This is a genomic window from Bacillus sp. AC266 (assembly GCF_979253805.1).
Genome location: NZ_CEEDEC010000013.1, coordinates 41,688 through 48,471, shown reverse-complemented (window position 1 = coordinate 48,471; position 6,784 = coordinate 41,688). Strand labels below are relative to the sequence as shown.

General features: G+C 35.2%; 9 protein-coding genes. All 9 read left to right on the top strand.

Annotated features, from left to right (window positions below):
* The first annotated feature begins 274 nt into the window (after positions 1–274).
* Entirely contained in the window at positions 275–454 is a 180-nt protein-coding gene (locus AC0IXC_RS28440; RefSeq protein ID WP_002130199.1) for a sigma factor G inhibitor Gin, read from the top strand.
* Between the two features lie 79 nt (positions 455–533).
* The gene (locus AC0IXC_RS28435) at positions 534–1,955 is read left to right on the top strand and encodes an aminotransferase class I/II-fold pyridoxal phosphate-dependent enzyme (protein WP_471653655.1); all 1,422 of its coding nucleotides are present in this window, start codon (positions 534–536) and stop codon (positions 1,953–1,955) included.
* 1 nt (position 1,956) lies between these two features.
* Complete coding sequence (tmk, locus tag AC0IXC_RS28430; RefSeq protein ID WP_471653654.1) at positions 1,957–2,583, top strand: dTMP kinase; 627 nt, start codon at positions 1,957–1,959, stop codon at positions 2,581–2,583.
* Positions 2,584–2,618: 35 nt separating this feature from the next.
* Positions 2,619–3,602 carry a DNA polymerase III subunit delta' gene (holB, locus tag AC0IXC_RS28425; RefSeq protein WP_002009636.1) on the top strand — a complete coding sequence of 328 codons (984 nt, stop codon included), beginning with the start codon at positions 2,619–2,621 and terminating at the stop codon, positions 3,600–3,602.
* 5 nt (positions 3,603–3,607) lie between these two features.
* Positions 3,608–4,435 (top strand): PSP1 domain-containing protein, encoded by an 828-nt coding sequence (locus AC0IXC_RS28420; RefSeq protein WP_002009637.1) that lies wholly within the window; start codon positions 3,608–3,610, stop codon positions 4,433–4,435.
* 14 nt (positions 4,436–4,449) lie between these two features.
* The gene (gene yabA, locus AC0IXC_RS28415) at positions 4,450–4,800 is read left to right on the top strand and encodes a DNA replication initiation control protein YabA (protein WP_002009639.1); all 351 of its coding nucleotides are present in this window, start codon (positions 4,450–4,452) and stop codon (positions 4,798–4,800) included.
* Positions 4,801–4,920: 120 nt separating this feature from the next.
* On the top strand, positions 4,921–5,661 hold the full coding sequence (locus AC0IXC_RS28410; protein WP_002029328.1) for a tRNA1(Val) (adenine(37)-N6)-methyltransferase: 741 nt from the start codon (positions 4,921–4,923) through the stop codon (positions 5,659–5,661).
* Positions 5,648–5,938: a GIY-YIG nuclease family protein gene (locus AC0IXC_RS28405; protein WP_215591271.1), complete on the top strand. Its 291-nt coding sequence runs from the start codon at positions 5,648–5,650 to the stop codon at positions 5,936–5,938. The genes AC0IXC_RS28410 and AC0IXC_RS28405 overlap by 14 nt, the downstream gene beginning before the upstream one ends.
* Positions 5,907–6,782 carry a 16S rRNA (cytidine(1402)-2'-O)-methyltransferase gene (rsmI, locus tag AC0IXC_RS28400; protein ID WP_002143972.1) on the top strand — a complete coding sequence of 292 codons (876 nt, stop codon included), beginning with the start codon at positions 5,907–5,909 and terminating at the stop codon, positions 6,780–6,782. Before AC0IXC_RS28405 ends, rsmI begins: the two co-directional genes overlap by 32 nt.
* The last annotated feature ends 2 nt before the right edge of the window (positions 6,783–6,784 follow it).

The window sequence follows — 6,784 nt, the reverse complement described above, 5'->3', positions numbered from 1 at the left end:
GAACACGGAAGTTAAGCTCTCTAGCGCCGATGGTAGTTGGGACCTTGTCCCTGTGAGAGTAGGACGTCGCCAAGCAAGATAAAAACACAAGTCTTTTGACTTGTGTTTTTTTGTTTTTAAACAGTACATGAAAGAAGTAAAGGGAATACATAAGTAATACAAACACGTTGCCCAAGAATAAATCATATTATATAAAAAATTGATGTATATTTTCCGGAAATTTGTTAAGGAATAGAGGTATATAATATGTTTATTTAAAAAGGGAGGAAAGATTATGAAATTACCAAGTGAAATTTGCATCGTTTGTGAGACAAAAAGAGGGGAAGGAATATATGTATATAATAATTTAATATGTTACGAGTGCGAAAGGAATCTGGTGAATACTGAGACAACTGACCCGAAGTATATACATTATTTAAAACAACTGCGAAAATTAGAAGTATCATATTTTTAAATAGGCATTATGCCTATTATTTTTTTTGCCCTAATATCTGTATAATAGATACAGAATGAATAATAAGGAAGAGATATATATGAATCAAAATCGTATGCCTTTATATGAGGCGCTAATGGAATTTAAAGAAAGGCGACTACTATCTTTTCATGTTCCGGGTCATAAGAATGGTTTAAACTTCCCTCAGAAAGCTTCAGGGGGGTTTAAGGACATATTATCAATTGATTTAACAGAGTTAACAGGATTAGATGATTTACATAGCCCGTTTGAATGTATAGATGAAGCACAGCAATTATTAGCTGAAGTATATGGCGTGCACAAAAGTTATTTTTTAATTAATGGTTCAACAGTTGGAAATTTAGCAATGATTTTGTCTTGCTGCGGCGAACATGATATTGTCCTCGTACAAAGAAATTGTCATAAATCGATCATTAATGGTTTGAAATTAGCAGGGGCTAATCCGGTCTTTTTAAATCCATGGATTGATGAAGTACATAACGTACCAGTAGGGGTTCATGATGAAATTATTAAGGAGGCAATTACAAAGTATCCAAATGCAAAAGCACTTATTTTAACACATCCTAATTACTATGGTATGGGAATTGATTTAGAGGCAAGTATCGCTTACGCACATGCACATAAAATTCCTGTTCTAGTAGATGAAGCCCATGGGGCGCATTTTTGTATAGGGGACCCCTTCCCGAAGTCAGCATTAGTTTATGGTGCGGATATTGTGGTTCATTCCGCACATAAAACATTACCTGCGATGACAATGGGATCTTATTTACATATAAATAGCCGTTTGGTGAGCGAAGAAAAAGTTTCCTCCTATTTAAGTATGCTACAATCTAGTAGCCCATCGTATCCAATTATGGCTTCTCTTGATATAGCACGTTTTGCAATAGCAGTTATAAAGGAAGAGGGTCATGATGAAATCGTTGAGTTTTTACGCCGATTTAAAGAAGGATTGCGATCTATCCCACAAATAGCCATTTTGCAATATCCATCGCAAGATGAATTAAAAGTTACGGTGCAAACTCGCTGTCAGTTATCGGGGTATGAATTACAGTCTGTATTTGAAAAAGTCGGTATATATACGGAAATGGCAGATCCATATAACGTCCTATTTATATTACCGTTACAAGTAAATGAGGGGTATATGAAAGCTATAGAGATCATTCGATTAGCTATGCAGCAATATAAGGTAAAAGACAAGACAGTATCAATTCGTTATACTTATAAAGGGGAGATTTCCCCTTTACCGTATACGTATAAACAATTAGAGAGATACGAAACGAAGTTAGTATCTATAGAAGAAGCCGTTGGTATGATAGCTGCAGAAATGGTGATTCCGTATCCACCTGGAATTCCATTGATCATGTATGGAGAGAGAATTACTCAAGAACATACAAAGCAAATTACTCATTTAGAGAAAACAGGGGCTCGTTTTCAAGGTAGTACGCAATATATGAACGTGTATGATATAGAAAGTAGGTTTTAGGATGAAGGGATTATTTGTAACAATTGAAGGGCCAGAAGGTTCGGGTAAAACAACATTAATTAAAAGTTTATTACCATATTTTGAGCAAAAGGAACAAAAGGTAATGGCGACCAGAGAACCGGGTGGTATTGCAATTTCTGAAGATATTAGAACAATTTTACATAAACAAGAGTATACGATGATGGAAGCACGTACAGAGGCGCTCTTATATGCTGCTGCACGTAGACAACATTTAGTGGAAAAAGTTATGCCAGCACTTGAGGAAAACTATCTTGTACTATGTGATCGTTTTATAGATAGCTCTTTAGCATATCAAGGATATGCAAGAGGCTTAGGTATGGATAAAGTATTTGAAATTAATCGTTTCGCAACGGAAGATTGTATGCCTATTTTAACAATCTATTTAGATATTGAGCCAGAGGTAGGTTTAGCACGAATTGGAAAAGATGCAGGACGTGAAGTAAATCGACTAGATATGGAAGATATCTCTTTCCATAAACGTGTGCGTGAAGGGTATTTACAAGTTGTAGAGCGTTTCTCTAATCGCATTGTATTAGTAAATGCTGATCAACCAATGAAAAAACTTATAGAAGAAGTTGTTCAGATTATAGAAGATAAATTGTTATAATAGAAGGAAAGAATGAAATAAGTGAGGTATGCAGTATGATAAATACGTGGGAGCAGCTTTCTGCTATACAGCCCATCGGTGTCAAAATGTTGATGAATAGCATTGCAAAAGAGCGTATATCTCACGCTTACTTGTTAGAGGGAGGGAAAGGGACTGGGAAGTTCGCCACAGCAATTCAAATGGCAAAAAGTTTTCTCTGTTCACAAAGAAATGGTGTAGAGCCTTGTCATGTATGTACGAATTGTCGCCGAATTGATTCAGGTAACTACCCAAACTTACATATTGTAAAACCAGATGGATTATCTATTAAAAAACAGCAAATTCATGATTTACAAGAAGAGTTTTCAAAAACAGGATTAGAAGCAAATAAAAAAGTATATATTATTGAGCATGCAGATCGTATGACAGCAAATGCAGCGAATACGCTCTTAAAGTTTTTAGAAGAACCAAGTAGTGATACAACAGCTATTTTACTTACTGAACAAAGTCATCAGATTTTAAATACAATCTTATCTCGTTGTCAGGTTGTTACGTTTAGGCCGTTGCCTACAGAATCTTTAATTAAGAGGTTAGAGGAAGAAGGTATTACAGTTTCTTTATCTACACTTGCTGCGCAGCTTACAAATAGTTTTGAAGAAGCTTTATTAATGTGTAATGATGAATGGTTTGCACAAGCGAGAGCTTTAGTGATAAAATTATGTGAAGCGCTCGAAAAAGATAAGGCCTCTATTTTTTTTGTACAAGAAAAATGGGGGAAGCACTTTGGAGAGAAAGAACAATTACAGCAAGGCTTAGATATGTTACTCCTTATTTATAAGGATTTATTATATGTTCAACTTGGAGAAGAAGATCGTCTTGTTTTTCATGAGCAGAAAGAGATGTTTGAATCCTTTTCTTATGCTCAGAAGCGCATTGTATCAGCTCTCTTTAATATATTAGAGGCAAAAAATAGAATCAACGCTAATGTAAATGCGCAGCTTGTGTTCGAACAGTTAGTGTTGCGGTTGCAGGAGGGATGACCGTTTTGTATGATGTAGTAGGTGTTCGCTTTAAGAAGGCCGGAAAGGTATATTACTTTGATCCGAATCAGTTCGATATCTCAGAAAATGAGTTTGTAATTGTAGAAACGGTAAGAGGTATTGAGTACGGAAAAGTAGTTATTACCAAAAAGCAAGTTGATGAAAATGACGTTGTATTACCGCTAAAAAAAGTTATTCGTATTGCAAATGAAAATGATCGTACCATTGTTGAAGAGAATAGGCATGCTGCGAAAGAAGCATATCAAGTTTGTCAACAAAAGGTAGGAGAACATAATCTTGATATGAAGCTTGTAGATGTAGAGTATACGTTCGATCGTAATAAGATTATTTTTTACTTTACTGCGGATGGTCGGATTGATTTCCGGGAACTAGTGAAAGACTTAGCGGCAATTTTTAGGACAAGAATTGAGCTGAGACAGATCGGCGTTCGTGACGAAGCAAAAATGCTTGGTGGTATTGGTCCATGTGGTCGTATGCTTTGTTGTTCTACTTTTTTAGGAGATTTTGAACCTGTATCCATTAAAATGGCAAAGGATCAAAATTTATCATTAAATCCTGCAAAAATCTCTGGTTTATGTGGTCGCTTAATGTGTTGCTTAAAATATGAGAATGATGAATATGAGGCAGCAAAGGAACAACTTCCTGATTTAGATCAACGTATACAAACACCGCACGGTACTGGCCGTGTTATCGGATTAAATATTTTAGAAAGATTAATTCAAGTGGAACTAGTAGACAAGGAACGGATAGTAGAATATACGTTAGATGAATTAATGAATAAAGGGGTCGTTTCGAGTCAAACCACAGATTAATGAGGTGGGTGCTTGTGGAGAAAAAGGATATTTTTGCATCGGTTTCTAGTATGGAAGAGCAAATTGGACATTTATACAAACAGTTGGGAGAATTAAAACAACATCTTGCAGAATTATTGGAAGAAAACCAACATATAAAAATGGAAAATGAAAATTTGCGACATCGTTTTGAAGAAGTGCAGAACAAGGAAAAACAAAAAACTCAAAAACGCAAAGAAATGAAGGCGAAGACAGATATTGGTGAAGGCTACGATAATCTAGCGAGACTATATCAAGAAGGTTTTCATATTTGCAATCTACATTATGGAAGTGTACGTAAAGAGGGAGATTGTTTATTCTGTCTGTCATTTTTAAATAAAAAGTGAGATTACCTTTCCAATATAATTGGAAAGGTAATTTTTTATACATGAGAGTAGAATGAAATTTATTTTTACATTAATAGAAGATGAAATAGGGTAGGTTAAGTGTAAGAAAGGGAGCAATATATGAATTTATATGAAGATGAGCGTTTAGATTACTTATTAGCGCAAGATATGAAGATTGTACAAAGTCCATCAGTATTTAATTTTTCTTTGGATGCTGTTTTACTTGCAGATTTTGCTTGGGTGCCAATTCAAAAAGGTAATTTACTTGATTTGTGTACAGGTAACGCAGTTATCCCTCTTTTATTAAGTACAAGGACAAAAGGGAAAATTACAGGTGTAGAAATTCAAGAGCGCTTATATGATATGGGAATAAGAAGCGTTCAATACAATAATTTAGCAGAAAGAATTCATTTAATCCATGGAGATTTGAAAGATATGCCGGAGAAACTTGGACGTCATCAATATGATGTTGTAACATGTAATCCTCCTTATTTTCAAACACCACAAACTTCTGAGAAGAATATGAATGAACATTTAGCGATAGCTCGTCATGAAATTATGTGCACACTAGAAGATGTTGTATACGCAAGTAGTCAGCTAGTGAAACAGGGTGGGAAAGTAGCATTTGTACATCGTCCAGGTCGTTTGCTCGACATCGTCACATTAATGCGTAAATACAAAATTGAACCGAAACGTGTGCGATTTGTTTATCCTAAGGCTGGTAAAGAAGCGAATACATTGTTAATTGAAGGAATTAAGGATGGAAATGCAGATTTAAAAATCTTACCACCTCTTTTTGTATATGAAGAAAATAATGAATATACAAAGGAGCTTCGTTCAATTTTATATGGAGAAGAATAAGCATTGTTTTTATGTGGTGGAGTGTTCTGATGGAAGTTATTATGCTGGATACACGAATCATATAGAAAAACGGATTGAGACCCATAATAGTGGAAAAGGTGCTAGATATACACGCGCTAGACTTCCAGTTGTTTTAAAATATGTAGAGGATCACGAGGATAAACGAACGGCTATGCAAGCTGAGTATCACTTTAAGCAGTTAACGAGGAAAAAAAAAGAAGAATATATGCAAAAAGGAGAACGCTATGTGGCAGCAAAAAAGCTTTCAGCAAAATGAAAAGGGAGTTTTATATTTAGTACCGACTCCAATCGGAAATTTAGAGGATATGACATTTCGTGCAATCCGAATTTTAAAAGAGGCAGACATTATTGCAGCGGAAGATACAAGGCAAACGAAGAAACTTTGTAATTACTTTGAAATTGAAACACCAGTTATGAGTTATCATGAGCATAATAAAGGAGTAAGTGGACGGAAAATTTTAGATAAGTTAGAAGAAGGTAAGACTGTAGCCATTGTGAGCGATGCTGGTATGCCATGTATTTCAGATCCTGGTTATGATATCGTTGTAGAGGCTGTAGCAGAACAATATCATGTTATCCCGCTTCCTGGGGCAAATGCAGCCCTTACAGCATTGATTGCATCAGGACTTGAGACAAAACATTTTTATTTCTATGGTTTCCTGCAAAGAAATAAAAAGGGACGTAAGCTTGAATTAGAAAAACTACGCTATATTCCAACTACAATGATGTTTTATGAGGCGCCACATCGTTTAGATGATACTTTAATCTCTATGCAAGAAGTATTAGGAAATAGGGAAATCGTATTATGTCGTGAGCTAACGAAAAAATTTGAAGAGTTTATTCGTGGAACAATTGAAGAAGCGATTGAGTGGACGAAGCAAAATGAAGTTCGTGGTGAGTTTTGTATTTTAGTAGCAGGTTCAACAGAAGAACCTACTCCAGAAGAACAATGGTGGGAAGCTATTTCAGTATATAATCATATTGAACATTATATAAATGAAAAAGGTATGAATTCAAAAGAAGCGATAAAAACAGTCGCTAAAGATCGAGATTTGTCGAAACGAGACGTATATCAAATCTATCATGTGGATAAAAAATAAGC